Raw genomic sequence first — 24,325 nt, forward strand, 5'->3', positions numbered from 1 at the left:
CCCGCCCGGCCGCCCATCATGGCCGGTGGGGGACCGCTGGGAGAAACCGTCCACAGGGCGGACGGGGGACAGGGCCGCGCCGCCACGCACAGGAGAGGCCCCGGGGTCGGCCCGGGATCGGGCCGGCGGGGAAGCGACCCCGGGGACTCTCCGTGGTGTGACCGGCCCGGCCGGCCGGGCGCGTGGGGCCCGGCGCACCGGGCCCCCGGCCGACCGGGCCGGAGTCGGGACGAACTTAACAGCACCGCAATATCTTGCGTAAGGGATTGCAGGAAGGAATCTCCAGGATTTCGCGGATGTGAGCGGGATGTAATCGCAGCGTGTCCAGGGGGTTGACCTGCGCAGGTCAGGCTCGTACGGTCTGGCGCACATGAAGTTTTGCATCCTTGCTGCAAGAAGCTTCATGAGCCTTGAGGGCACGGCGCGTTGCCATGTGAGGCTGCTCCGCCATCCCCGCACCTTCCCCCACCGCAGGAGGAACGTCATGGCACGCAGGCCCCTGTCTGCCGCGCTCGCCCTCGTCATGGGCGCCGCTGCCCTCGCCATCCCCACCGCGCTCGGCACCGCCGGGACCGCCCAGGCCGCACCGCCCGGAGAGAAGGACGTCACCGCGGTGATGTTCGAGTGGAAGTTCGCCTCCGTGGCCAAGGCGTGCACCGACACCCTCGGCCCCGCCGGTTACGGCTTCGTCCAGGTCTCGCCGCCCCAGGAGCACATCCAGGGCGGGCAGTGGTGGACCTCGTACCAGCCCGTCAGCTACCGGATCGCCGGGCGCCTCGGTGACCGCGCCGCCTTCGCGGACATGGTGAACACGTGCCACGGTGCGGGCGTCAAGGTCATCGCCGACTCGGTCATCAACCACATGTCGGCCGGTTCCGGCACCGGCACCGGCGGCTCCTCGTACAGCAAGTACGACTACCCGGGGCTCTACTCGGTCAACGACATGAACGACTGCCAGACGCAGATCGGCAACAACTACGGAGACCGCGCCAACGTCCAGAACTGCGAGCTCGTCGGCCTCGCCGACCTGGACACCGGCGAGGACCACGTACGCGGCAAGATCGCCGGCTACCTCAACGACCTGCTGTCCCTCGGTGTCGACGGCTTCCGGATCGACGCGGCCAAGCACATGCCGGCCGCCGACCTCGCCGCCATCAAGTCCCGGCTGAGCAACCCCGGCGTGTACTGGAAGCACGAGGCGATCCACGGGGCCGGTGAGGCCGTCTCACCCTCCGAGTACCTCGGCAGCGGGGACGTCCAGGAGTTCCGCTACGGCCGCAGCCTCAAGCAGGTCTTCACCAACGAGAACCTCGCCAACCTGAAGAACTTCGGCGAGGGCTGGGGCTTCATGCAGTCGGACAAGTCGGCGGTCTTCGTCGACAACCACGACACCGAGCGCGGCGGCGACACCCTGAACTACAAGGACGGCTCGAAGTACACCCTGGCCGGTGTCTTCATGCTGGCCTACCCCTACGGCTCCCCGGACGTCCACTCCGGTTACGAGTTCGGCGACCACGACGCCGGCCCGCCCAACGGCGGCCAGGTGAACGCCTGCTACAGCGACGGCTGGAAGTGCCAGCACGCCTGGCGCGAGATCTCCTCCATGGTCGGCTTCCGCAACGCGGCACGCGGCCAGGGCGTCTCGAACTGGTGGGACAACGGCGGCGACCAGATCGCCTTCGGGCGTGGCTCCAAGGCGTACGTCGCGATCAACCACGAGGGCTCCTCGCTGACCCGTACGTTCCAGACGTCGCTGCCCGCCGGTGACTACTGCGACGTCCAGTCCGGCAAGGGTGTCACCGTCAACGGCTCGGGACAGTTCACCGCCACCCTCGGCTCCGGCACCGCCGTGGCCCTGCACGTCAACGCCCGTACGTGCTCCGGCGGCAGCACCCCCGGCCCCGGAACGGGCCAGTCCGGTGCTTCCTTCGGGGTCAGCGCCACCACCCAGCCCGGCCAGAACATCTACGTCACCGGCGACCAGGCCGCGCTCGGCAACTGGAACCCCGGCAGCGCGCTGAAGCTCGACCCGGCGGCGTACCCCGTCTGGAAGCTCGATGTCGCCCTGCCCGCAGGCACCACGTTCGCGTACAAGTACCTCCGCAAGGACGCGAGCGGCAACGTCACCTGGGAGAGCGGCGGCAACCGCACCGCCACCGTGCCCGCCTCCGGCAAGGTCGCCCTGACCGCCGACGTCTGGCGCAGCTGATCCACACCCGGCGGGCCGGGGACGCGAGGGTGAGCGTCCCCGGCCCGCACCGCTCCATACCGTCCGACCCCCGAAAGCCGAGGAGTACCCGCCCGTGTCCCGAACCACCCTCCGGCGGGGAGCCGTCGCCGCACTGTGCGCGGTGCTGCTCCCCGTCGTACCGGCGGCCTCCGCGTCCGCCGCGCCCGGACCCCCGTCCCCGCCCTCGGACGCGAAACTCGCGAAGGAGCCGGCCAGGCACGACCTGACCCGTGAGCAGTTCTACTTCGTGCTGCCCGACCGGTTCGCGAACGGCGACACCTCCAACGACCGCGGCGGGCTCACCGGTTCACGGCTGGAGACCGGCTACGACCCCACGGACAAGGGGTTCTACCAGGGCGGTGACCTCAAGGGCCTCACCCAGCGGCTCGACTACATCAAGGATCTCGGCACCACCGCGATCTGGCTCGCCCCGATCTTCAAGAACCGGCCCGTCCAGGGCACCGGGGACAACGCGTCGGCCGGCTACCACGGTTACTGGATCACCGACTTCACCCAGGTCGACCCGCACTTCGGGACCAACGCCGACCTCACGAAGCTGATCGACAAGGCCCACGGCAAGGGCATGAAGGTCTTCTTCGACGTCATCACCAACCACACCGCCGACACCGTCGACTACGCCGAGAAGAAGTACGGCTACAAGCCCAAGGGCGCCTTCCCGTACCTCGACGAGGACGGCCGCCCGTTCGACGACACCCGGGGCGTCGGGGAGGTGGACGCCGACTCCTTCCCGTACACCCCCACCACCACGGGCAAGAAGGTCCCGGCCTGGCTCAACGACCCCACGATGTACCACAACAGGGGTGACTCGACCTATGCGGGCGAGTCCACCGGGTACGGCGACTTCTCCGGCCTCGACGACCTGTGGACCGAGCGCCCCGAGGTCGTCTCCGGCATGGAGAAGATCTACGAGAAGTGGGTGCGCGACTTCGACATCGACGGCTTCCGCATCGACACCGTCAAGCACGTCGACCTCGACTTCTGGACCCGGTGGGCGACGGCTCTCGACGGCTACGCGGCGAAGCACGGCCGTGAGGACTTCTTCATGTTCGGCGAGGTCTACTCCGCCGACACCGCGATCACCTCGCCCTACGTGACGCGGGGCAGGCTCGACGCCACGCTCGACTTCCCCTTCCAGGAAGCCGCCCGGCAGTACGCCTCCCAGGGCGCACCGGCCTCGAAGCTCGCCGCGGTCCACGGCGACGACTACCGCTACACCACCGGCAAGGCCAACGCCTACGAGCAGGTGACCTTCCTCGGCAACCACGACATGGGCCGGATCGGCACCTTCCTGAAGCAGGACAACCCGGAGGCCGGCGACGCCGAACTCCTGGACCGCGCCCGCCTCGCCAACGAGCTGATGTTCCTCGGACGCGGCAACCCGGTGGTCTACTACGGCGACGAACAGGGCTACACCGGCGCGGGCGGGGACAAGGACGCCCGCCAGACGATGTTCGCCTCGAAGACCGCCGATTACCTCGACGACGACCAGCTCGGCACCGACCGTACGCACGCCTCTGACGCGTACGACACGGAGCACCCGCTCTACCGGTCCATCTCCGCCCTGTCGAAGCTCACCCGGGAGCACCCCGCCCTGCGCGACGGCACCCAGACCGAGCGTTATTCCAAGGGCTCCGTGTACGCCTTCTCGCGTACGGACACCAAGCGCCCGTACGAGTACGTCGTCGCCGCCAACAACTCCGCCGAGGCGAGGACGGTCGAACTCCCCACCGAGTCGGCGGGCATGAACTTCCGTACGCTGTACGGAGGTTCCGGCACCGTCCGCAGCGGAGCGGACAAGACCGTCGAGGTCACCGTGCCCGCGCTGTCCAGCGTCGTGCTCCGCGCCGACAAGCCGCTGGGCGCCCCCGCCACCAAGCCCTCGGTCACCCTGGAGGCCCCGGCCGCCGGCGCCACCGGCACCGTCGAGCTCACCGCCGACGTCGACGGGGGAGACCTGAACCGCGTCGTCTTCGCCGCGCAGACCGGCAACGGCGCGTGGGTCACCCTGGGCTCCGCCGACCACGCCCCGTACAAGGTCACCCAGTACGTGGACGACTCCGTGAAGGCCGGGACCCCGCTGCGCTACAAGGCCGTGGTGATCGACCGCGCCGGGCGCACCGCGAGCGCCCTCGCCTCCACGACCGCAGGCCAGGCCCCGCCCGCGCCGAAGCCCGTCGCCGTCGAACGTGACCACGCCGTCGTCCACTACAAGCGCGCGGACGGCGACTACGAGGGATGGCAGCTGAAGTCCGGCGACAAGGCCGCCGGCTTCATCGGCCGGGACGCCTACGGTGCCTTCGCCTGGATCGACCTGGAGGAGGGCGCCTCCTCGGTGCCGTACACGGTCGAGAAGAACGGCACTGCCGACGGCCCCGAGCGCACCGTCGACCTCGCGAGGACCGGCCAGGTCTGGATCGAGCAGGGCAAGGACGCGCAGGCCACCGAGGCTCCCGCGACCACCCCGCAGGACACCTCGAAGGCCGTTCTGCACTACCACCGCGCCGACGGCGACTACGACGGCTGGGGCCTGCACACCTGGACGGGCGCCGCCGCCCCCACGGACTGGGCGAAGCCGCTGCGGCCCGCGAGGACCGACGCCTACGGAGTCACCTTCGAGGTCCCGCTCACCGACGGCGCCACCTCGCTCAGCTACATCCTCCACAAGGGCGACGAGAAGGACCTCCCCAGCGACCAGTCCCTCGACATCGCCTCCTACGGGCACGAGGTCTGGATGCTCGGCGGGAAGCCCGGCTACCTGCTGCCGCAGACCGGCGGGGTGCCCGCGCCCGACCTCACCAAGGCCGAGGCCCAGTGGATCGACGCGGACACCGTCGTCTGGAAGGTGAAGGCCACCGACGCCACCAGCCAGCAGCTCGTGTACGCGAAGAACGGCGGGATCTCCGTCGTCGACGGCGCGCTGAGCGACGAGGGGCAGTGGCTCCGGCTCGGCGCCACCGAACTCACCGCCGCGCAGAAGGCGAAGTACCCGCACCTCAAGGACTATCCGGCCTTCACCGTCGACACCCGCGACCGGGACAGGGTCCGCGAGTCCCTGCGCGGCCAGCTGATCGCCACCCAGCGCGCCGCCAACGGCGCCCTGCTCGCCGCCACCGGCGTACAGACCGCAGGCGTACTGGACGCCCTGTACGGGAAGGCCGCGAGCGGCGCCGCCCTCGGCCCCGTCTTCCGCAAGGGCAGCCCGACGCTCTCCGTCTGGGCACCCACCGCCCGTACCGTCTCGCTCGAACTGGACGGGAGGACCGTCCCGATGCGCCGCGACGACCGCACCGGCGTCTGGTCGGTCACCGGGAAGAAGAGCTGGAACGGCAAGCCCTACCGGTACGCCGTCCAGGTCTGGGCGCCCACCGTCCAGAAGCTGGTCACCAACAAGGTCACCGACCCCTACTCCACCGCCCTGACCACCGACTCCGCCCGCAGCCTCGTCGTCGGCCTCGACGACCCGGAGCTGGCCCCGCGCGGCTGGTCCGGCCTGAAGAAGCCCGCCGCGACCCCGCTGCGCGACGCCCAGATCCAGGAGCTGCACATCCGCGACTTCTCGGTCACGGACACCACCTCGAAGCACCCCGGCGAATACCTCGCCTTCACCGACACCCGCTCCGACGGGATGAAGCACCTCAAGGAGCTCGCGGACTCCGGCACCAGCCACGTCCACCTGCTGCCCGCCTTCGACATCGGGACCATCCCCGAGAAGAAGTCCGGCCAGCAGCAGCCGGCCTGCGACCTGTCCGCCTCCGCCCCCGACTCCGAGGAGCAGCAGGCCTGCGTCTCGAAGGCCGCCGCGAAGGACGCCTTCAACTGGGGTTACGACCCGCTGCACTACACGGTCCCCGAAGGCTCCTACGCCTCCGACCCGGACGGCACGAAGCGGACCGTCGAATTCCGGCAGATGGTCCAGGGGCTCAACGGAGCCGGACTGCGGACCGTCATGGACGTCGTCTACAACCACACCGTCGCCTCCGGCCAGGACGACAAGTCCGTCCTCGACAAGATCGTGCCCGGCTACTACCAGCGGCTCCTGGAGGACGGCACGGTCGCCACCTCGACCTGCTGCGCCAACACCGCGCCCGAGAACACCATGATGGGCAAGCTCGTCGTGGACTCGGTCGTCACCTGGGCCAAGGAGTACAAGGTCGACGGCTTCCGCTTCGACCTGATGGGACACCACCCCAAGGCCAACATCCTCGCGGTCCGCAAGGCCCTCGACGAGCTGACCGTCGCCGAGGACGGCGTCGACGGGAAGAACATCATCCTGTACGGCGAGGGCTGGAACTTCGGCGAGATCGCCGACGACGCCCGCTTCGTCCAGGCCACCCAGAAGAACATGGCCGGCACCGGCATCGCCACCTTCTCCGACCGGGCCCGCGACGCCGTGCGCGGCGGCGGCCCCTTCGACACGGACCCCGGCGTCCAGGGCTTCGCCTCCGGCCTCTACACCGACCCCAACACCTCCTCGGCCAACGGCACCGAGGCCGAGCAGAAGGCCCGGCTGCTCCACTACCAGGACCTGATCAAGGTCGGTCTCACCGGCAACCTCGCCGACTACACCTTCACCGACACCCGGGGCCGCACGGTCAAGGGCTCGGCCGTCGACTACAACGGAGCCCCCGCCGGATACGCGGCGGCGCCCGGTGACGCGCTCGCCTACGCCGACGCCCACGACAACGAGACCCTCTACGACGCCCTCGCCTTCAAGCTCCCGGCCGGCACCTCGGCGGCCGACCGGGCCCGCATGCAGGTCGTGGCGATGGCGACCGCCGTACTCTCCCAGGGCCCGGCGCTCTCCCAGGCCGGCACCGACCTGCTGCGCTCCAAGTCGCTGGACCGCAACTCCTACGACAGCGGCGACTGGTTCAACGCACTGCACTGGGACTGCCGCAAGGGCAACGGCTTCGGGCGGGGGCTGCCGCCCGCCGCCGACAACCAGGACAAGTGGTCCTACGGAAAGCCGCTGCTGGCCTCCGCCGCGCTGAGCCCCGGGTGCGCGCAGATCACGGGCGCGTCCGCCGCGTACCAGGACCTGCTCACCATCCGCACCACCGAGAAGGACTTCGGCCTCACCACCGCCGGGCAGGTGCAGGACACCCTGTCCTTCCCGCTCTCCGGCAAGGAGGAGACCCCCGGGGTGATCACCATGCGCCTGGGTGACCTGGTCGTCGTCATGAACGCCACCCCGGACACGCAGCGCCAGGACATCACCGGGCTCGCGGGGGAGGAGTACGCCCTGCACCCCGTCCAGGCGGCGGGCGCGGACGCCACGGTCAAGAAGTCCTCGTACGAAGGGAAGGCGGGCAGCTTCACCGTGCCGGGACGCACGGTCGCCGTGTTCTCCCGGCGCTGACACCCACCGCACCGGCCGGTCCCGGCTCCCGCCCCTCGTGGCGGAAGCCGGGACCGGCCGTTTTCGGCACTCACTTGTGCGGGCGGCCCGAGCACGCGAAGCTGAAGCCGTACACGTGTATGCACGCCGTACACGTATGCGTACTCGTTCTCGTCTTCAGGAGCGCTTGATGCCGCAGATCACCGTCGACTACTCCGCCGAGCTCGACGACAGCTTCGACCGCCGCGGCTTCGCGCTGGCCCTGCACCCGCTCGTCGCCGGGACCGTGTCCACCGAGGTGCCCGCCTGCAAGACCCGGTTCCGCCGGGCCGAGGACTCCGTCGTCGGCGACGCGGCAGCGGGCGATGCCATCGTGAACGTCTCGATCGCGATGCTGCCCGGCCGGACCCCCGGGACCAAGGCGCGGCTGACGGAAGCCGTCCTGGAGCTGCTGGCCGGCCACCTGAAGCCCGTCGACGGCCTCACCGTCCACGCCTCGGCCGAAGTGCGGGACCTGGACGCCTCCTACCGGAAGAGCTGAGGCAGCCGCTGCGGCGGCACGGCCGGTGCGGCGGGCGCCAGGACGGAGAGCCTGGCGAGCAGTTCGCCCAGCGGGCCGTCCGCCGGCTCCTGCGCGAAGACCCGCAGCATGATGCCGGCCATCTCCTGGTCGTACGCGGCGCTCACCGCCGCCAGCGCCGCGAAGTCGTGCACCAGCTGTAACTCCAGCTCGGCCCGCGCGATGCGCTTCCCGTCGAGCCAGAGCAGTGCCGTCGTCTCGGCCAGCGACACCCAGGACCGCACGACGAACTCCAGGCGGGCGGACGGGGACGCCACACCGAGATGCGCGACGATCTGCTCGTACGCGGCCCGCCTCACCGCCTCGGCGAGGGCGTCGGCCGCGGAGGAACCGCCTGCCGGACCGCCTCGCACCAGCGCGGCGAAACCCGGGCCGTGCTCCTCCACGAAGTCGAAGAACCGGCGCATCACCCGCAGCAGCCGGGCCCCCAGGGGCCCTTCGTGCGCCTCCAGGAAGCGGCCCGCCAGCTCGTCGGCGGCCCGCTTCAGCGCAGCCTCGTACAGGCTGCGCTTGCCGGGGAAGTAGTGGTAGACGAGCGGGCGTGAGATACCGGCCGCCGCGGCGATCTCGTCGACCGACACCTCGTCGGGCGAACGGTGACTGAACAACTCCAGTGCGACGGAGATCAATTGGGCCCTGCGCTCGTCGACACCCATCCTGCGCCGCACCCCGGTCGTCATGCCGGACAGCCTAACGGTGCAGGCCGGACGGCCCGCAGCCGCACTCCCGCCCGGCCGGCGACCTCCACGGCACGCCCACCGGCACACCGGAGGCGCCCGGCGCTCAGCCCCGGTCGAGGTAGGCGAGGACCGCGAGCACGCGGCGGTTGTCGTCGTCCGAGACGGGCAGGCCGAGCTTGCTGAAGATGTTCGAGGTGTGCTTGGCCACCGCCCGCTCCGTGACCACCAGCTGCGAGGCGATCGCCACGTTCGAACGGCCCTGCGCCATCAGCCCCATGACCTCACGCTCCCGGGGGGTCAGGCCACCCATCGGCTCGTCCGCCGAGCGCCGTGACAGCAGCTGCGAGATGACCTGCGGATCCATCGCCGTACCGCCGGCGGCCACCCGGCGCACCGCGTCGACGAACTGGTCGGCGTCGAACACCCGGTCCTTCAGCAGGTAGCCGACGCCGCCGTCGCCGTCGGCCAGCAACTCCCGGGCGTACAGCTGCTCCACGTGCTGCGACAGGACGAGCACCGGCAGTCCGGGCCTCTCGCGGCGGGCGGCCAGCGCGCACTGCAGGCCCTCGTCCGTGTGGGACGGCGGGAGCCGGACATCGACGACCGCGACGTCCGGCTCCAGCTCCGCGAGCGCCTTGGTCAGCTCCGGTCCGGTCTCGACAGCCGCCGCGATCTCGAAGTCGTACGCTTCGAGCATCCGCACGAGGCCGTCGCGGAGCAGGAAGAGATCTTCGGCTAGGACAACGCGCAAGGGATCTCCATGGTCACCATGGTGGGGCCGCCCGCAGGGCTGCTGACGGCCAGTACGCCGTCGAATGTACCCAGTCGGCGTTCGATTCCGCTCAGTCCCGAGCCGGTCCCGACGACCGCGCCGCCCTTGCCGTTGTCCGTGACGGAAATGCGCAGCATGCCCTCGGCGTGGTGCAGGTCCACCCAGATCCGGTCGGCGTCCGCGTGCTTCACCACGTTCGTCAGGGTCTCGCTGACGGCGAAGTACGCCGCCGACTCGACCGGCGCCTCGGCACGGCCCGCCAGCTCCACCGTCACCTCCGACGTGACGGGCAGCCGCAGGGCCAGCGCCCTCACCGCGTCCCCCAGACCACGCTCGGCCAGCACCGGCGGGTGGATCCCCCGTACGAGGTCACGCAGCTCGGTGAGGGCCTCGGCGGAGGACGCACGCGCCATCGCCAGCAGCTTCTTCGCCTGCGCGGGGTCCTTCTCGACGAGCGCCTCGATGGTGCCGAGGTTCATGCCCATGGCGACCAGCCGGGCCTGCGCACCGTCGTGCAGATCCCGCTCGATGCGCCGCAGCTCGGAGGCCGCCGTGTCCACGGCCTCGTGGCGCGTCTCGGTGAGCCGGTCGATGCGCTGCGCGAGTTCCCCCTGGGTGGGCGCCAGCGCCGACCGGGCGAGCACGAAGTGCAGCCGCAGCAGCGGCCCGGCCGCCCGCAGCCCGATGACGAAGACCGCGGCACCGAGCCCCGCGGCGGCCAGGCCCGTCGCCTGACTGCTGACCGGCACGAAGCCGTACCAGTACGTGTTGTCCTCGAACACCCGCCACAGCCCCGCCGCCAGGACGAACCCCTCCACCGGGAAGGCCAGCAACGCGAAGGCGAGGATCAGCAGCACGTATCCCGCCGTCATGTCGAGCAGCAGCCAGCGCAGGTCCCGCCAGGTCGCGGGGTCCTTCAGCAGCAGCGTGGTGCGCTCGACCAGTCCGGTGAAGCCGGGACGCAGGTCCTTCGGGAACGGCCGGCAGGGGACGGGGATACGGACGTCCGACCAGGCCCCCGCAAGACGCCGGCGCTGATCGGCGTGCTTGCGGACCGCCTCCATCAGCGGCGGCGTGGTGACCAGCCCCACACCCAGCAGGACGAGGACGATCGAGAGGATGGACAGCACGAAGAGGGTGGCCGAGCCCACGATGCTCACGAACGAGAGGCCGAACGCCCGCCCGCCGGTCAGCAGCGCACTCCGTATCCGGCTCCTGGCCGCATTCATGATGGTGTCTCCCCTCGCAGGGCCCCACAGCGGGATCCCGTTCGGCACCCAGTCTCGCCCGTGCACAGGGGGCACCGTCAGCCGTCCCACCACCCGACGGGGGTGCACCTGGCACCACCACCGGAACGGCGGGAGGCCCCGGGGTCGCTCCCGGGGCCTCCCGCACAGCGGTGCGTGATCAGGGCACGTACTTGTAGCCCACGCGCCGCACGGTCTGGATCGCCCCGCGGTGCTCCGCGCCCAGCTTGCGGCGCAGCCGGGCCACATGGACGTCGACGGTGCGCCCGTCGCCCACATGCCCGTAACCCCAGACCGCCGTCACCAGCGAAACGCGGGAGTGCACCCGGTGCGGGTGTGCCACCAGGTGCGCCAGCAGCTCGAATTCGAGGTACGTGAGGTCCAGGGGGACGCCGTCCACGGCGGCGGTGCGCCGCGAGGGGTCGATCCGCACGGGACCGCCCGCCGGAGCGCCGCCCGCCGGAGCGCCGGCCACCGGCTCCGGCACGGACTCCCGGTGCCGGGCGGGCGCCACCGTCCCGGCCGGGACAGGCTGCTGGCCGGCGGGCACCAGCACCAGATACCCGACCATCGGCGGCCGGCCCGGCAGTGCCGGCAGGGTGTGCTGGGGCGCGGGCAGCCAGGTGGCGCCCGGCGGCAGGAAGCCGGCCACGTCCGCGAGCCCGGCGACCTCGTCGGGGTCGACGGCACGAAGCCGCTGGCGGTCGGGGGAGAGGGTGTGGCGGGCAGCGGAGAAGGTACGGGTGTTCGCCATGAGGTCAGCTCTTTCGCGCGAGGAGTCGTCGAGGACGTACGTCGTGCGCGCGGGCCGAAGGCCGGGTCGAGGCGGCTTTAGAGGGCCTGCGCGTTCCACGCGCGGCAACACACCCGGTCGAAGTCGTGGTGCTGACGGGAGGGCCAGAACGGCTCGAGGTCGCTGCGACCCGACGCGGTGTGCTGGAAGCCTGCCATGCCCCCATTGAAGCAGAGATCGGTGCCGCGCAGCAGAGGTCTCTCACCCGTTGATACGTCCGGTCACGGGATGTCCCGGGGGCCCCGGCCCACCCCCACCCGGGCCCCGCCCCGGCTGCTGACCAGCTCCCGCCCCGGCCCCGCTCCCGGTCGTGACGGCGGCCGGGCGCACACGCCGAAGGGGCGCCCGCATGCGGGCGCCCCTTCGGCGTGTGCCGTGCCGGTGACGGATCAGACCTCGCCGGCCTTCTCCAGCGCGGTGCAGCAGGTGTCGACGATCAGCCGCGTGACCACGTACGGGTCGACGTTGGCGTTCGGGCGACGGTCCTCGATGTAGCCCTTCCGGTCCTGCTCGACCTGCCACGGGATGCGGACCGAGGCGCCGCGGTTCGAGACGCCGTAGCTGTACTCGTTCCACGGGGCGGTCTCGTGCAGACCGGTCAGACGGTCGTCGATGCCCGCGCCGTAGTTCTTGACGTGGTCCATCGGCTTCGAGCCCTCACCGAGCGACTCGCAGGCGGTGATGATCGCGTCGTAGCCCTCACGCATCGCCTTGGTGGAGAAGTTGGTGTGCGCACCCGCGCCGTTCCAGTCGCCCTTGACCGGCTTCGGGTCCAGCGTCGCGGAGACGCCGAAGTCCTCGGCGGTGCGGTACAGCAGCCAGCGGGCGACCCACAGGTGGTCGGAGACCTCCAGCGGGGACACCGGGCCGACCTGGAACTCCCACTGGCCGGGCATGACCTCGGCGTTGATGCCCGAGATGGCGAGGCCCGCCTTCAGGCAGTTGTCCAGGTGCTTCTCGACGATCTCGCGGCCGAAGATCTCGTCGGAGCCCACACCGCAGTAGTAGCCGCCCTGCGCGGCCGGGAAGCCGCCCTCGGGGAAGCCGAGCGGACGGTGACCGTCGAAGAAGGTGTACTCCTGCTCGATGCCGAAGATCGGCTCCTGGCCCGCGAACTGCTCGGCGACCGGACGCAGCGACGCGCGGGTGTTGGACTCGTGCGGAGTCATGTCGATGTGGAAGACCTCGCACAGGACGAGGACGTCGTCACCGCCGCGGATCGGGTCCGGACACACGAAGACCGGCTTCAGCACCCGGTCGGAGGCGTGGCCCTCGGCCTGGTTGGTGCTCGAACCGTCGAAGCCCCAGATGGGCAGATCCGCCACGTCCTGCGCGGGACTGCCGGCCATGATCTTCGTCTTGGAACGAAGCTTGGCGGTCGGCTCGGTGCCGTCGATCCAGATGTACTCAGCCTTGAACGTCACGGACGCCATCCTTTGCGGGTGCTGCGGTCTATGGTGCGCAGCTTGGCAAGGTGCGATTTCCCGGCCGTTGCCCGAATGTGAACCCCGTGTTACCGGGATTTCCGCAGGAAGCCGGACGGCAGGCCCCCGCCGCCCCGGGCCGTCTCGGCCTGCGGCGCACCGGATACGTTCCACGCCGGCGACCGGGTCCGGGCAGACTGGCGGCATGACCACACACGCTGCCTCCGCCGGACCGCTGCGGGTCGGCCTCGTCGGGACGGGCCCCTGGGCCCGCCTGACCCACGCCCCCGCCCTCGCCGCCCACCCCGGTGCCGTACTGAGCGGTGTGTGGGGCCGCCGCCCCGAAGCGGCGGACGCGCTCGCCGCCGCCCACGGCACCGGGGCGTACACGGGCGAGGCGGGCCTCGACGCGCTCCTGGACACGAGCGACGCGGTGGCGTTCGCCGTGCCGCCGGACATCCAGGCACCCCTGGCCGCGCGGGCCGCCGGCGCCGGATGCCACCTCCTGCTGGACAAGCCTGTCGCCACCACCGTGGCGGGCGCGCGCGAGGTCGCCGAGGCGGCCGAGCGGGCCCAAGTCGCCTCCGTGGTCTTCTGCACGCTGCGGTTCGCCGGGGGCACGGCCGGGTGGATCGCCGAACAGGCGGCGGCCGGCGGCTGGTTCACGGCACGCGCCCTCTGGATCGGCGCGCTGTTCGCCCCGGACGCGAGCAGCGGGCCCGCCGCCTCGCCCTGGCGCCGCGAGAAGGGCGGCCTGTGGGACGTGGGCCCGCACGCGCTCTCGGTCCTGATCCCGGTCCTGGGCGACGTCACGGAGGTGGTCGCGGCCCGTGGCCCGGCCGACGCCGCGCATCTGCTGCTGCGCCACACCTCCGGCGCGTCGAGCACGGTGACGCTCGCCCTGGGCGCACCGGAGGGCGCGGTCGGCACCGAGGTCGAATTCCGCGGTGAGCGGGGGGTGTCCGCCCTGCCCGGGGGAGGCGGCGACGCCCTCGGCGCGTTCCGGGCGGCCGTGGACGCACTGGCCGACGCGGCGCGTACAGGAGTGGCGCACCCCTGCGACGTACGGTTCGGCCTGCGGCTCACCGAGGTCCTCGCCCAGGCGGAGGCGGCCCTGGGACGGGCCTGACCGGAGCCCCTGCGACCAGGGCCTCCCTACCGCCCCAGCGCGTCCCGTACCGCCTCGTCCGTCCGCGCCACCACGGCCGAACCGTCCTGCGCGGTGATGATCGGGCGCTGGATCAGCTTCGGGTGCGCGGCCAGCGCGGTGATCCACCGTTCACGCGAGCCGGCGTCCTTCGCCCACTCCCCGATCCCGAGCTCCTTCGCCTCCGCCTCCTGGGTCCGGGTGATGTCCCACGGTTCGAGCCCGAGACGGCCGAGCACGGCCCGGATCTCCTCCGGGGACGGTACGTCCTCCAGGTAGCGGCGGACGGTGTAGTCGGCGCCCTCCGCGTCGAGCAGACTCAGCGCGCTGCGGCACTTGGAACAGGCGGGATTGATCCAGATCTCCATGGGGCCCAGGGTACGGGAGGGGCCCCCGAAACAGCCTCTGGCCAGGGACGATTGTCAGTGGGGGAGAGTAAGATGGAGGTAGTTCGTGAGGGTTCCACCACCGTGCCAGGAGGTTGCCGATGGCCGTTGCCACAGCCATGACCGAGCCGCTCCACAAGCCGCTGCGGAAGAAGCCGCTCCCCGCGGGCCGGCCCCGCGAGTGGTACGTCTCCCACAACCGCCGCCTCAAGGCCATGCGCCTGGCGATATCGCTGCTCGACACCGGCGTCTACCAGCCGTCGAGCGCGGGCAACGCCCGTATCCGCGCGGAGGCGGCCCGTCTCGCCATCCACCCGCCGTCCGACACCACCTGCCGCATGGTCCGTACCCTGATCCGCTACGGCCGCTGACCCGGCCCGCTGCCTGTGCCCCCGGAGGACCCGGGGGCACAGGGGCGCTTCACCCCCCCTCGGGGCGGATGCGAGACCGCACGCCGTGTCTCCCGCCGACCTGACCTTCGCCCGCTGGCGTGCCATGGACACGGCCACCGCAACGCGCTGTGATCGAGCGGGACGGCCGGCAGTACGCCCTGATCCCCGGCGGCGAGGTGGCCGTCGGCTTCGCCGTGGACACGGACCCGCGCGCCCCTCTCGCGCGGGTGATGACCCCGCCGCGCACGGTCACCCTGCCCACCGTGCTGATGGCGGTGGAGCCCGGCAGGCTCCCCGAGCTCCCCGCGCTGGTGCCCGCGTCGCTCGCCGAGCACGGACTGAGGCTGCCCGGCCCCGACGAGTGGGAGCACGCCCGCGGAGCCCGCGGACCGCGGTGGGCAGATGTCAGCTCTTCGCAACCAGGTCCGGCAGTTCGGGACGCGGCCGTCTGTCAGACCGGCTGGAGCTCACCGGTGGTTGCGACCTCGGGGATTTGTGTGTTGGAGACGATGACGAGGTCGGGACCTTTCGGACCAGGGTGCCACTGGCCGCCGGCCAGGCGAAGCAGGGCGATATTTGGGGTGGGGCCCTGTTTCCAGTCGAGGGTGCCCGCGATGGTGGGCAGGGTTGTGCCGGCGAGGGCTTGGGCGACGGCGGCATGATCGGTGGGGTCGTCGGCGGTGCCGAGGGCGTGGTGGGCGGTTTCCACGAGGGCGTGGGCCAGGCCGAGGGGTTGCAGCCAGGATTCGCCGGTGTCACGCCGGTAGGCGTGGGCGAGGTCGGCGCAGGTGGAGCCGTCCAGGCTGGAGCGATAGGGGTGGGTGGGGCTCCAGTAAACGAGGGTGGCGACGCGTGCGTCGGCGAGTTCGGCGTGGACGTCCGGGGCTGTGACGGTGTGGGTGTGGGGGTAGGTCAGCCACCGCGAGCAGGTGATCAGCCGAGGGCGTAGCCCGGCCTGGCGGGCCTGGCGGTGGAAGAGGGACAGGTCGGCGGCGGTGGCGGCGCTGGTGACGATGTCGGCGCCGTATTCCCGCATGCGGCCGACCTGTGTCTGGAAGTCGACCGCCGGTTCGCGGTAGGGGCCGAGGTCGACCAGGTGGTGTCCGCGTGTGGATGCAACCGGGGCGAAGCCGTACTGGCCGTGGCGGAGCAGGTCGCCCTGCAGGTCGTCGTTCCACAGGCAGCCGATGGTCGGGGTGCCGCCGGTCTGTTCCCACATCTGGGCGAAGACCGTGGCGATGTCGTCCAGGCCCCAGGCAAAATGGTAGGTCCACTGGAAGTGGTGTCCGGGGGCGGCGCCGCGTGCGTGGACGTAGGCCTGCCACGGGAAGGTGGTCGACAGGCAGGGGACCCGCAGTTCCTCGCAGGTGTCGGCGACGGCGGGCAGCACTTGAGTTCCGGCCATGGTCAGGACGATGTGTGCCTGGTCGATGGCGACCAGGTCACGGACGGCCTGCCGGGCCGCTCCCGGATCGGAGCGGCTGTCGCGGACGGCGACCGACACGTCGTAACGGCTACTTCCGTTACGGACGTGCTTCAGTTGCGACGTCAGGGCCTTCAAGACGTACGTCAGTGGCTTGCCCAGCGGGGCAAGGCGGCCCGTCAAGGGCGCCACCACGCCGATCGTCAGCCTTGCTGAGGACATAGTCACCCTGTGCTACCCGCCTTCTCGTCACCCATCGGCAAGAACCGGTGAGCGGCATGATGGTGGACACACCACAGCTCACCGGTTCTTCAGTGTTTCTTGTCGGACTCTCTGGCTCAGTGACCGGACCGGTCCACGGTGACGCACGTGGTCCTGCTCATCACCGAGACCGTCTCGTTGCCGCAGTTGTTGCTGTGGCCCGAGGCGTTGCGGGCGAAGAGCAGGTTGGACAGGATCCCGCCGCTGGGGCCGGCCTGGTCGCCGCCGCCCTGACCGGTGTCCTCGGCCAGGCAGGTTCGGTCCTTGAACAGGGCCACCTTGCCCGTTCCGCAGAGGTTGGCGTGACCGGAGGAGTTCCTGCCCGACAGGTTGGACAGCAGCCCTCCCGGCCCCGCGTCACTGTCACCCGTCTGTGCCGCAGCCACACTTACGGACGCAGTCAGTACCGCCCCCACCATCGAGGTCACCACTGCGATACGCCGCACACCGAACATCCGCACTGTGTTTCTCCGATACACCGTTGCCGGCCACGGCGGCCGGCCCACCAGCTCTAACGACATCGCGGCCGAACGGTATGGCCGTAGACGCGGTGAATCATCGTCGCGGTAATTGATCGGCCACTTCGAAGGAGTGTCACCACCCAGGCCGTTGACAACGGGGGGCGGCAAAACGCAGCGTCCGGTTGTCCGGCCCCACCCGTCTGGAAATCCCTCCCGACGTTCCGTGAAATCGCGGAGTTCTCCGCGCAGGGCTGATTCCGCCGGCCGTGAGCACGAGCGCGCACCGGCCCCCATCCGACCAGCAGAGATCTATTACGCCGAAGGGAACAGGGGAACGGCTCGGTGAACGCGTGACTCGAAGGGGATCAACATCGCCGTCGTCCTGGGGGCGGAGCCACACGCTTACGACGTGCCGGTAATCATTCCGGAGCCTGCGCTCCTCCATGATGCCTGCGATGTCTGTGAGCAGCCGCAGACCATCGTGACTGTGCGAAGGGGACTGCTGCAGTCCCCTTCGACGTATGACATTCCTGGTCCGCTCGCCTCTCGTCGGCGTACCGTCGGGGGGTGAGCGAGCATCTCGGAGACAAGCTCTCCCGCCTTCGTCGGCTGTCCAACCTGACGCAGGAGGAGTTGGCGGAGAAGTCGGGCGTGTCTGTCGACGTCGTGCGCAAGCTTGAGCAGAAGCGCAAAGCGTCCGCGCGCTTGCCGACGCTGCATGCGCTGGCCAGCGGTCTCGGCGTCGAACTGACGACTCTACTGGGTGATCCTCCTGGCGTTCCGTCGACGGGGGAGGCCGACCCGCCGCAGTTGGCAGCCGTGCGGCGTGCCATCCATCCACTCATGTTCGCGCCTGTGCAGGAGCCCGACGGGGCGGAGGTGCTCACGCCTTCACTCCTGCGCGCGGAGATCGCCGACGCCTGGACCATGTACCACTCAGCGGAGTTCCCGCAGCTACTGAACTTGCTCCCCGGGATCCTTGCTGACGCCCGCGTCACAGCCTCGCAGGAGCACCACGAAGGGCAAGCCGCACTCGGTAAGGCCTTCCAGCTAGCGGGCCACCTGAGCATCCGTCTGGGGAAGCTGGACCTTGCCCTTGCTGCTCTGGAGCGTGCCATAGCTGCCGCGGAAGTCTCCGGGGATCCTCTCCTCGTTCCGATGATCTGCAACTCGCTGGCATGGGCGTACCAACGATCCAACCGGCTGGACGACGCCAAGAGCATTGCTCTGTACGCGGCTGACGGCCTGGAGCGGGACGGACTCACCGACGATGCGTCGGGGCTGCGGGTGTGGGGCGGCTTGACCATGAGTGCCGCTACCTCGTACGCCCGCCTGAACGAATACGACGACGCCGACAGGATGATGCGCGCCGCGGAAGAGGCCGCCGCTCGCCTGACGAAGATGCCACCTGCTGACGGTGACGGACGTCTCCTGTCCGTTTTCAGTAAGTCATCCGTCCGCATCGAGCGGGTACGCCTGGCAGTGCAGCACGAGCGCCCGGAGGAGGCGCTACGCCTGGCTAAGGGCATGCGCCTGTCAAAGGACACCCCCGTTTCCTGGCGCACCTGGCTGCTCCTTGACGTCGCCCGCGCGCACACTGACTTGGGGGACGCGGAAGGCGCGGTAAAGGCACTGGAGAGCCTTCGTCGTGTCGCGCCCACATGGATGCGGCACCACACGCTTGCGGTTGCCGTCGTGTCCGACTTGATGGCCCTCCAGAACCGTCCGCCGGGGCTCCGCTCCATCGCTGAGTTTCTCGGAGTGACGAATTAGCGTCGCCGAAGCAGGACGTTGCACCCCTGTACCGGATTCTCATGGAGCGAAACCCTGACGTCATCGACGAGACGACGGAGACACGGCAATGGGCAGTACAACGATGATGCAAGGGCCTGTGTTCTTGACACCCCTACCGGTCGATCCAAGGCCGGCCAAGGGGTGCGACGTCTGTACGGCGCTTCACAAACAGTGGCGGCAGGCGACGGAGGCAGGTGGCCCCGCCTATGATCACTCGCACGCTTCAGACCTGGCCGTCGAAATAAGGCGGCACCCCCACCCCCGGCGGAAGAAGTGAGCCCTCGCCTGCTGCTCCGCAGCCTCGTGCATCGGATCACCGCTCACCCGGACATTCCGCCGACGTACACCGCCCGCTGCACCTCGTGCGGGTGGCACCCGGATCCGTCGACGAGTGGCGAGAGGGTCGACGTCCTGTGCATGGAGCACGCCGGCCGGAGTGGTCATCGCCAGTTCAAGAGGACGGTCACCGGCATGGCCTTCGTCGTGCGCGAAGGAGAGGACGGCAAGCCTCCCACCCCGTAGACCCGCGCTGCCGGCCGACCAGCGGCGCGAGGACGGCGGGGGAGGGGTCGGCATGCCGACCCCCGCCGTTCCACCCGAAGCCCCTTCACCCATCTCCTCAAAGTGGCGGGGCTCCGGCGTTCCCGCGTCAGTGTGTTGGTGTCGCGTTGTTCCGCCACCGCGAACCGCAACCCGGCCACGGCCGAGTTCCTCGCCGGGCCCGAGGGTGAGGACATGTACGAGGACTTCAACGCGCGTCCCGTCATCGACCTCGACTGGCCGGTCATGGCCGGAAGGGTCCCCGGCCACCGCGCGCGCGGCCAGGAAGTGTGGCGAGTCACAGACAACGCACCGGGGGTTATGGGAACTTCAACTCTGTTACTCATCAGTTGAGTTACCGGTATGTGCGTGGAGAGGGTCGTATGAGCACTCTGCAAGCCAGCACGCTCGACCAGGTGGTCGACACCCACCGCTACCCCCTGTCGGACCCCGGAAGCCCCGAAGCCCGCGCCGTCGTCGCGCGGGCGGGGCGCGAACTGGCCGGGACCGGCTGCACCGTACTGCCGGACTTCGTCCGGCCCTCGCTCCACCAGGTCCTGCGACAGGAGTGCGCCGCCCTCGCCCCGCGCGCGTACTTCGATGTCGAGACGGTCAACGTCTACAACACCGATGTCGACGCGGACCTGCCCGGACACCACCCCGGCCGGCGCACCTTCGAACGCGGCAACGCCTTCGTCGCCCGCGACCGCCTCCCCGGGGACGCCCTCATCAGCAGGCTCTACGCCCATGAGCCGTTCCGGCGTTTCGTCGCCGACTGCTTCGGACTGCCCCGCCTGTACGAGCTCGCCGACCCGCTCTCGGGGCTCGTGCTCAACGTCGTACGGCCGGGCATGGAACACCCCTGGCACTTCGACACCAACGAGTACACGGTCAGCATGCTGACCCAGGAGGCACAGGAGGGCGGTTCCTTCGAGTACTGCCCGAACATCCGGTCCGCCGACGACGAGCGCTTCGACGACGTCCGCGACGTCCTCGACGGACGCGGCGCACGGCAGCCCGAGCGCCTGCCCCTGCGGCCGGGGGACCTGCAGCTGTTCAAGGGCCGCTACTCGCTGCACCGGGTCAGCCCCGTCCGGGGAGCCCTCGCACGCCACAGCGCGATCTTCGCCTACAGCGAGCGCCCCGGAGTCATCGGGAGCGTGGCCCGGACCAGGCAGCTCTTCGGCCGCGTGTTGCCCGAACACCTGGCGGCGGAGGGCCGGGCCGTACGGGGGGACCAGCTGCTGGACTAGCGCACCGGCGAACGGTTCCAGGCACTGCCACGCGCCCCACCGAGGAGAACCCCTTGCGTCTCGACGCGTCCGGAAAAGTCTCGCTGGACCACATCTACACCGCGCCCGACCCCCGCACGTACTTCCAGGTGCTCCGCCCGCTCGGCTACCGCGTCCCCCAACTGGCCAAGCCCTACTTCGACAAGCTCATCAAGGAGTACCGGGAGACGGAACAGGTGGCCGTCCCCAAGATCCTGGACATCGGCTGCTCGTACGGGATCAACGCGGCGCTGCTCAAGTACGACGTCACGATGGACGAGCTGTACGCCCGCTACGACGGCAGCGGCGCGAGGACCCGGGCCGGGCTGCTGGAGCGCGACCGGGACCTCTCCCGCTCCCGCAGCCCCGCGCACGGCCTGCACTTCACCGGCCTGGACGCCTCCGCCGGCGCCCTGGCCTACGCGCGTGAAGCGGGATTCCTCGACGACACCGTCAACGCCGACCTCGAAGCGAACGACCCGACCCCGGCACAACGGGCCCTGCTCGCCGGGACGGACCTGGTCATCTCGACGGGCTGCATCGGCTACGTCACCGAGCGCACCCTCACCCGGGTCGTCCACGCACAGGACGGCCGCCTCCCCTGGATGGCCCACTTCGTGCTGCGGATGTTCCCCTTCACCCCCGTCGAGGAGGCCCTGGCGGAGCTGGGCTACCGGACGACGAGGGCCGACGGGGTGTTCAAGCAACGGCGGTTCGCGGGCCCGCAGGAACAGCGGGGCGTCCTGGACAGCCTGGTCGCGGCCGGCATCGACGCCGGTGGGCTGGAGGAGGACGGCTGGCTCTACGCTCAGCTCCACCTCTCCCGGCCGCAGCACCGGTAGAGACCCCTCCGCATCCACTCATCGAGAAGAGAGCCGCATTGAACACCAGTCAGGAAGCAGCAGTGGCCGGGACCTTCGCCCGTGAAAGCAGCCTCCCGCGCGTGCCGCTGCCCACACTCGACGCGAGCTGCGAGAGGTTCCTCGCCTGGTGCGCGCCCCTGCTGACCGCCGAGGAACGGGCGGCCACGGAGGCCGAGGTCACCGCCTTCCTGCGGCCCGGCGGCCCCGGCCGGACGCTGCACGCGGCGCTCGCGGAGTACGACGCGGCGGAGGGCGTGCACAGCTGGCTCGACACCTTCTGGCCGTACCGCTACCTCGGCCGCCGGGACCGGATCGCGCTCAACGCCAACTTCTTCTTCCTGTTCCAGGACACCGGCCAGGGGCAGCTCGACCGGGCGGCGGGGCTCGTCGCGGGAGCGCTGCACCACAAGCGGCAGCTCGACGAGGGACTGATCGCGCCGGTGGAGCAGCGTGGCGTGCCCCAGTCGATGGTGCAGAACAAGTACCTCTTCTCCACCACCCGCATCCCCGGTGTGCCGTTGGACACCGTGCGCGCCCCGTACAGCGAGCAGGCGCCCGGACCGTCCACGGCCCGGCACATCGTGGTGTTCTCCAGGGGCACCATGTTCCGGCTGGACGTGCTCGGCCCCGACGGCGTCCCGCACAGCCTCGACGAGATCGAGGCCGGGCTGCGCGCCGTCACCGAGGCCGGCGTCCGCACGGCCCAGGAGGACAGGGCCGGTCACCTCACCACCATGGCGCGGGCGGAATGGGCGGCCGCCCGGGCGTCCCTCGTCGACGGCCGGCCCGGCAACGCCCGGACACTGGACGACATCGAGACCGCCCTCTTCTGCGTCTGCCTGGAGGACTTCGCACCCGGTGACACCCAGACCGCCTGCGACGAACTGCTGTACGGAGACCGCGGCAACCGCTGGTTCGACAAGGCCGTCTCCTTCGTCGTGTTCGCGGACGGCCGGGCCGGCATCAACGTCGAGCACTGCGAGCTGGACGGGACGACCGTCCTCAGCTTCACCGACGCCCTGCTCGGCACCCCGCCGGACGAGCACTCCCGCCGGTCCGGAGCACGCTCCCAGGGCGAGCCGGTGCCCCGCCCCCTGGCCTTCGAGCTGGACGAGTCCCTGCGGTCACAGGTGCGCTCCGCGGCCGAGGCGTTCGCCGCGTACGGCCATGACACCGCCACCCGCACCGTGTCCTTCGACGACTTCGGCAGCACGGCCGCCAAGGCCCTCGGGGTCTCCCCGGACGCCTTCGTCCAGGCCGCGTACCAGCTGGCGCACCAGCGGGCCAAGGGCCACCTGGGAGCCACGTACGAATCGATCGCCACCCGCCAGTACCGCCACGGCCGCACCGAGGCGATGCGCGTGGTCACCCCCGAGACGCCCGCCTTCGTAGCGGCGATGGACGACCCCGCGGCCGACCGCGCGACCCGCCGCGCCGCGTTCCTGGCCGCCGCCTCGGCGCATGTGGCGCGGGCGAAGGAATGCCAGGCGGGCCAGGCCCCCGAGCAGCACCTCTGGGAACTGGAACTGATCCAGCGCCGCCGCGGCGACGAACTCGGCATCCACGAACAGCCCGGCCTGTACCGCTCCCCGGGCTGGCTCACCATGCGGGACGACTACCTGAGCACGAGCTCGGCGCCGTCCGAGAACATCCAGTACTTCGGCTTCGGCTCCACGAGCAGCCGGTGCATCGGCGTCGCCTACGTCCTGCTCCCGGACCGGTTCAACCTCTACCTGAGCACCCCGCGCACGGTGGCCGGCCAGATGCACGCCTTCGCGGACCACCTCCGCGAGGCGGTCGCCGAGCTGCGGGAACTGCTGACGGACTGACCTGAGGTGCGGCGCGGAGGGGGAGGCCTGCGGTCCGCCCCTCACACTCCGCCTCGCGCGTGCTCATGGCCGGACACGGCCGAAGGACCGCCGCCCCGCACGGGGCGGCGGTCCTTCGGCATACCGGTGAGATCGGGACCCCTAGAGGTCGAAGTACAGCTCGAACTCGTGCGGGTGCGGGCGCAGCTGGATCGGGGCGATCTCGTTGGTGCGCTTGTAGTCGATCCACGTCTCGATCAGGTCGGGCGTGAAGACCCCGCCGGCCTGGAGGTACTCGTGGTCGGCCTCGAGCGCGTCGAGGACCGCCGGGAGCGAGGTCGGGACCTGCTGGACGCCCGCGTGCTCCTCGGGGGCCAGCTCGTAGAGGTCCTTGTCGATCGGCTCCGGCGGCTCGATCTTGTTCTTGACGCCGTCCAGACCGGCCATCAGCAGGGCCGAGAACGCCAGGTACGGGTTCGAGGACGGGTCGGGGGCGCGGAACTCGACACGCTTGGCCTTCGGGTTGGAGCCCGTGATCGGGATACGCATCGCGGCGGAGCGGTTGCGCTGCGAGTACACCATGTTGACCGGGGCCTCGAAGCCGGGGACCAGGCGGTGGTAGGAGTTCACCGTCGGGTTGGTGAAGGCCAGCAGCGACGGGGCGTGCTTCAGGATGCCGCCGATGTAGTAGCGCGCCATGTCCGAGAGGCCCGCGTAGCCCTGCTCGTCGTAGAACAGCGGGGAGCCGCCGGACCACAGGGACTGGTGGACGTGCATGCCCGAGCCGTTGTCGCCGAAGATCGGCTTCGGCATGAACGTCGCGGTCTTGCCCGCCTCCCACGCGACGTTCTTCACGACGTACTTGAAGAGCATCAGCCGGTCGGCCTCGGCGAG

Annotated in this window: 20 protein-coding genes; 11 read left to right on the plus strand and 9 right to left on the minus strand. The window is 70.5% G+C overall.

Translation table 11 applies throughout. From position 1 onward, the window contains the following. The first annotated feature begins 484 nt into the window (after nt 1-484). From VN520_RS11265 to VN520_RS11275, 3 genes are all read left to right on the plus strand, one after another. Nucleotides 485-2,209 carry a carbohydrate-binding module family 20 domain-containing protein gene (locus VN520_RS11265; RefSeq protein ID WP_325746739.1) on the plus strand — a complete coding sequence of 575 codons (1,725 nt, stop codon included), beginning with the start codon at nt 485-487 and terminating at the stop codon, nt 2,207-2,209. A gap of 94 nt (nt 2,210-2,303) precedes the next feature. After that, nucleotides 2,304-7,610, plus strand: a complete 5,307-nt coding sequence (gene pulA, locus VN520_RS11270) for a pullulanase-type alpha-1,6-glucosidase (protein WP_325746740.1) — start codon at nt 2,304-2,306, stop codon at nt 7,608-7,610. Between the two features lie 169 nt (nt 7,611-7,779). Next, nucleotides 7,780-8,130 carry an isomerase gene (locus tag VN520_RS11275; protein ID WP_325746741.1) on the plus strand — a complete coding sequence of 117 codons (351 nt, stop codon included), beginning with the start codon at nt 7,780-7,782 and terminating at the stop codon, nt 8,128-8,130. On the opposite strand, the gene VN520_RS11280 is transcribed toward VN520_RS11275, so the two are convergent. The 5 genes from VN520_RS11280 to glnII form a co-directional block, all read right to left on the minus strand. After that, a complete protein-coding gene (locus VN520_RS11280) occupies nt 8,115-8,849 on the minus strand; it encodes a TetR/AcrR family transcriptional regulator (protein WP_325746742.1) in 735 nt (244 codons plus the stop codon). The two genes, VN520_RS11275 and VN520_RS11280, sit on opposite strands and share 16 nt — an antisense overlap. A 103-nt stretch (nt 8,850-8,952) precedes the next feature. Next, nucleotides 8,953-9,600, minus strand: a complete 648-nt coding sequence (locus VN520_RS11285; RefSeq protein WP_325746743.1) for a response regulator transcription factor — start codon at nt 9,598-9,600, stop codon at nt 8,953-8,955. Further along, nucleotides 9,585-10,850: a sensor histidine kinase gene (locus tag VN520_RS11290; RefSeq protein ID WP_325746744.1), complete on the minus strand. Its 1,266-nt coding sequence runs from the start codon at nt 10,848-10,850 to the stop codon at nt 9,585-9,587. The genes VN520_RS11285 and VN520_RS11290 overlap by 16 nt, the downstream gene beginning before the upstream one ends. Before the next feature lie 178 nt (nt 10,851-11,028). Continuing rightward, nucleotides 11,029-11,622, minus strand: a complete 594-nt coding sequence (locus VN520_RS11295) for a winged helix-turn-helix domain-containing protein (RefSeq protein WP_325746745.1) — start codon at nt 11,620-11,622, stop codon at nt 11,029-11,031. A 428-nt stretch (nt 11,623-12,050) separates the two neighbouring features. Further along, complete coding sequence (gene glnII, locus VN520_RS11300) at nt 12,051-13,085, minus strand: glutamine synthetase (protein WP_325746746.1); 1,035 nt, start codon at nt 13,083-13,085, stop codon at nt 12,051-12,053. Between the two features lie 205 nt (nt 13,086-13,290). Here glnII and VN520_RS11305 point away from each other — a divergent pair, with 205 nt between their 5' ends. Further along, nucleotides 13,291-14,214 carry a Gfo/Idh/MocA family protein gene (locus tag VN520_RS11305; RefSeq protein WP_325746747.1) on the plus strand — a complete coding sequence of 308 codons (924 nt, stop codon included), beginning with the start codon at nt 13,291-13,293 and terminating at the stop codon, nt 14,212-14,214. Nucleotides 14,215-14,240: 26 nt separating this feature from the next. On the opposite strand, the gene VN520_RS11310 is transcribed toward VN520_RS11305, so the two are convergent. Continuing rightward, complete coding sequence (locus tag VN520_RS11310) at nt 14,241-14,600, minus strand: arsenate reductase family protein (protein ID WP_325746748.1); 360 nt, start codon at nt 14,598-14,600, stop codon at nt 14,241-14,243. 119 nt (nt 14,601-14,719) lie between these two features. Here VN520_RS11310 and VN520_RS11315 point away from each other — a divergent pair, with 119 nt between their 5' ends. Then, nucleotides 14,720-14,989 carry a hypothetical protein gene (locus VN520_RS11315; RefSeq protein WP_325746749.1) on the plus strand — a complete coding sequence of 90 codons (270 nt, stop codon included), beginning with the start codon at nt 14,720-14,722 and terminating at the stop codon, nt 14,987-14,989. Nucleotides 14,990-15,461: 472 nt separating this feature from the next. Here the strand turns inward: VN520_RS11315 and VN520_RS11320 are convergent, their stop codons facing one another. Together VN520_RS11320 and VN520_RS11325 are read right to left on the minus strand one after the other, a co-directional pair. Next, on the minus strand, nt 15,462-16,625 hold the full coding sequence (locus tag VN520_RS11320) for an ABC transporter substrate-binding protein (RefSeq protein ID WP_414719829.1): 1,164 nt from the start codon (nt 16,623-16,625) through the stop codon (nt 15,462-15,464). 146 nt (nt 16,626-16,771) lie between these two features. Continuing rightward, nucleotides 16,772-17,149, minus strand: coding sequence for a hypothetical protein (locus VN520_RS11325; RefSeq protein WP_325746751.1), 378 nt, complete (start codon nt 17,147-17,149; stop codon nt 16,772-16,774). A gap of 573 nt (nt 17,150-17,722) precedes the next feature. Between VN520_RS11325 and VN520_RS11330 the strand changes: the two genes are divergently transcribed. The 6 genes from VN520_RS11330 to VN520_RS11355 all read left to right on the plus strand — a co-directional run bounded on the left by VN520_RS11330 (nt 17,723) and on the right by VN520_RS11355 (nt 23,452). Next, nucleotides 17,723-18,928: a helix-turn-helix transcriptional regulator gene (locus tag VN520_RS11330; protein WP_325746752.1), complete on the plus strand. Its 1,206-nt coding sequence runs from the start codon at nt 17,723-17,725 to the stop codon at nt 18,926-18,928. Nucleotides 18,929-19,222: 294 nt separating this feature from the next. Continuing rightward, complete coding sequence (locus VN520_RS11335; protein ID WP_325746753.1) at nt 19,223-19,471, plus strand: hypothetical protein; 249 nt, start codon at nt 19,223-19,225, stop codon at nt 19,469-19,471. Between the two features lie 138 nt (nt 19,472-19,609). Then, nucleotides 19,610-19,843 carry a hypothetical protein gene (locus VN520_RS11340; RefSeq protein WP_325746757.1) on the plus strand — a complete coding sequence of 78 codons (234 nt, stop codon included), beginning with the start codon at nt 19,610-19,612 and terminating at the stop codon, nt 19,841-19,843. 29 nt (nt 19,844-19,872) lie between these two features. Continuing rightward, complete coding sequence (locus VN520_RS11345; protein ID WP_325746754.1) at nt 19,873-20,742, plus strand: HalD/BesD family halogenase; 870 nt, start codon at nt 19,873-19,875, stop codon at nt 20,740-20,742. 53 nt (nt 20,743-20,795) lie between these two features. Continuing rightward, entirely contained in the window at nt 20,796-21,602 is an 807-nt protein-coding gene (locus VN520_RS11350) for a class I SAM-dependent methyltransferase (RefSeq protein ID WP_325746755.1), read from the plus strand. A 38-nt stretch (nt 21,603-21,640) separates the two neighbouring features. Further along, on the plus strand, nt 21,641-23,452 hold the full coding sequence (locus VN520_RS11355) for a choline/carnitine O-acyltransferase (RefSeq protein WP_325746756.1): 1,812 nt from the start codon (nt 21,641-21,643) through the stop codon (nt 23,450-23,452). Between the two features lie 141 nt (nt 23,453-23,593). On the opposite strand, the gene VN520_RS11360 is transcribed toward VN520_RS11355, so the two are convergent. Next, a partial coding sequence (locus tag VN520_RS11360) for a glutamine synthetase family protein (protein WP_414719830.1) occupies nt 23,594-24,325 on the minus strand: 732 nt, incomplete at its 5' end.

It is taken from the genome of Streptomyces sp., assembly GCF_035563135.1.
Classification (GTDB): Bacteria; Actinomycetota; Actinomycetes; order Streptomycetales; family Streptomycetaceae; genus Streptomyces.

What these genes read in the sequence shown, in the direction of transcription:
- VN520_RS11265 (WP_325746739.1), top strand. Translation starts at nt 485, where the DNA reads ATGGCACGCAGGCCCCTGTCTGCCGCGCTCGCCCTCGTCATGGGCGCC.
- VN520_RS11275 (WP_325746741.1), top strand. Translation starts at nt 7,780, where the DNA reads ATGCCGCAGATCACCGTCGACTACTCCGCCGAGCTCGACGACAGCTTC.
- VN520_RS11280 (WP_325746742.1), bottom strand. Translation starts at nt 8,849, where the DNA reads ATGACGACCGGGGTGCGGCGCAGGATGGGTGTCGACGAGCGCAGGGCC.
- VN520_RS11290 (WP_325746744.1), bottom strand. Translation starts at nt 10,850, where the DNA reads ATGAATGCGGCCAGGAGCCGGATACGGAGTGCGCTGCTGACCGGCGGG.
- VN520_RS11295 (WP_325746745.1), bottom strand. Translation starts at nt 11,622, where the DNA reads ATGGCGAACACCCGTACCTTCTCCGCTGCCCGCCACACCCTCTCCCCC.
- VN520_RS11305 (WP_325746747.1), top strand. Translation starts at nt 13,291, where the DNA reads ATGACCACACACGCTGCCTCCGCCGGACCGCTGCGGGTCGGCCTCGTC.
- VN520_RS11310 (WP_325746748.1), bottom strand. Translation starts at nt 14,600, where the DNA reads ATGGAGATCTGGATCAATCCCGCCTGTTCCAAGTGCCGCAGCGCGCTG.
- VN520_RS11315 (WP_325746749.1), top strand. Translation starts at nt 14,720, where the DNA reads ATGGCCGTTGCCACAGCCATGACCGAGCCGCTCCACAAGCCGCTGCGG.
- VN520_RS11325 (WP_325746751.1), bottom strand. Translation starts at nt 17,149, where the DNA reads ATGTTCGGTGTGCGGCGTATCGCAGTGGTGACCTCGATGGTGGGGGCG.
- VN520_RS11345 (WP_325746754.1), top strand. Translation starts at nt 19,873, where the DNA reads ATGAGCACTCTGCAAGCCAGCACGCTCGACCAGGTGGTCGACACCCAC.